The sequence below is a fragment of the Bacillus sp. P4_D3 genome (assembly GCF_056401855.1).
This window is the reverse complement of sequence record NZ_JBFUIN010000621.1, coordinates 1-1,842: the sequence shown is the minus strand read 5'-3', so window position 1 is coordinate 1,842 and position 1,842 is coordinate 1. Positions and strand designations below refer to the sequence as shown.

Genomic DNA, 1,842 nt, shown 5'->3' with positions numbered 1-1,842 from the left:
CATCCGTCAGGTTCAAAATTAAAACGTATATTAATGAGAAGGAAATGCTTTTTTTTCTTGTAAAATGGCATTATGAGCGATTTTCATTTTAGCAAGTACGTACCGTAATCGATCTTCGGCATTTTCATCTTTATTTTGCTGCAAACTCGCCAAATTCTCTACAGAACTCGCTAAATTTTCAATCACGCCTCGAAGTTCAGGATGATGATTAAAAAAAGATTCTTGTACTAATACTTTCCTTAAATCACTAGCTAAATCCATAATTCTAGACAACTGTTCTTTTTCCTCCATTTTCATCCCTCCTGAATATCTTATGTATTAAATATTCTCTAGACAAGGAAAAAAGCCCTTTAAATTAAAAGGACTTTTACATTTTTATATTTCCTGTCAGTAACATATAAAGTGATGTGATAGCTGCAATAACAATTGCCCACATCACATATCTCTCTATACCTACAAAACAACGATTCCCTTTTTCTTTTCTTGCAAAAACGTACACGATAATCCCGATTCCATATACAATTGAAACAAGTAATAAATTCTTTAAACCAGCTGCATAAATGAGCCATACAGAATATACACAAGCAATTAAAGCTAATAAGCCATTTTTTACTCTCGCAACTTTCAGCTCTTTCGTAATGACTAATTTCAATTGAAATAGCGCTGATAATAAATACGGTAATAAAATTGATGTTGACGCAATAAAATACATAATTTGATATGTCGATTCTGAAAACAGAACGATTATAAATATAATTTGGGCAACGATATTTGAAATCCATAATGCCATATGCGGCGTTTGCTTCTTATTTGTTTTCGTAAAGACTTTCGGAAACACGCCATCTTTTCCTGCTACATGCGAAATTTCAGAAACAAGTAAAAACCAACCAATCAATGTCCCTACAAGTGAAGCAACTAAACCGATGTTAATCGCAACTGCCCCCCATGGTCCAACAACATGTTCTAATACATGTCCCATTGAAGGAGTTTCTAAAACCGAAAGTTCATTTCTCGTCATAGCTCCCATTGACAGAACAGAAATTAAAATATAAATAGACATAACTAAAATTAACCCAAGTACTGTCGCTTTTCCAACATCTCTGCTATTTTTAGCTCTTCCTGATAATACAACTGCTCCTTCAACCCCAATGAACACCCAAAGAGTTACAAGCATTGTATTTTTCACTTGACCTAGTACAGAGGAAACTGAGATTGTTCCTTCGCCCCAAAAGTCATGTGTAAATGTATCCCAGCGAAACGCCGTTACCATCACAACAATAAATAATAAGATCGGAACCAATTTCCCAATTGTTGCGATAACATTCATAATGGAAGCTTCACGAATTCCAAATAATATAAGAAAATGAAGTGACCATAATAAAAGAGAGGCACCAATGATAGACGCAGCATTATTTCCTCCTTTAAAAATCGGGAAGAAATAACCTAATGTACTAAACAGTAACATAATTGTTGCGACATTTCCTAAAATCCCTGCCAGCCAGTACCCCCACGCACTGTTAAAACCAATATATTCACCGAAACCAGCTCGTGCATAACTATAAATTCCGCCCTCAAGCTCCGGTTTTTGTCTTGCTAACGTTTGATATACGAGCGCAAGCGGAATCATTCCCATCGCTGTAATACACCAACCAATTATTGTTGCACCACTATTTGCTCCTACTGCTAAATCATGCGGTAAACTAAAAACACCGCCACCAACCATTGTTCCAACTACTAATGCGATTAACGGAAAAAACCCTAACTTCTTTTCTATTTGTACCACCCCATCTGTCATTCTAGGTGTTATGTTCGTTCAACTATTAAAGTCACCTTTTCTCTAAT

Annotated in this window: 2 protein-coding genes; both read right to left on the bottom strand. The window is 35.6% G+C overall.

All coding sequences use genetic code 11. The features are described from left to right. Window positions 1-30: 30 nt before the first annotated feature. Complete coding sequence (locus AC1DTM_RS24860; RefSeq protein ID WP_002085825.1) at window positions 31-291, bottom strand: hypothetical protein; 261 nt, start codon at window positions 289-291, stop codon at window positions 31-33. Between the two features lie 76 nt (window positions 292-367). After that, window positions 368-1,795 carry a basic amino acid/polyamine antiporter gene (locus AC1DTM_RS24855; RefSeq protein WP_002157980.1) on the bottom strand — a complete coding sequence of 476 codons (1,428 nt, stop codon included), beginning with the start codon at window positions 1,793-1,795 and terminating at the stop codon, window positions 368-370. Window positions 1,796-1,842 lie beyond the last annotated feature (47 nt).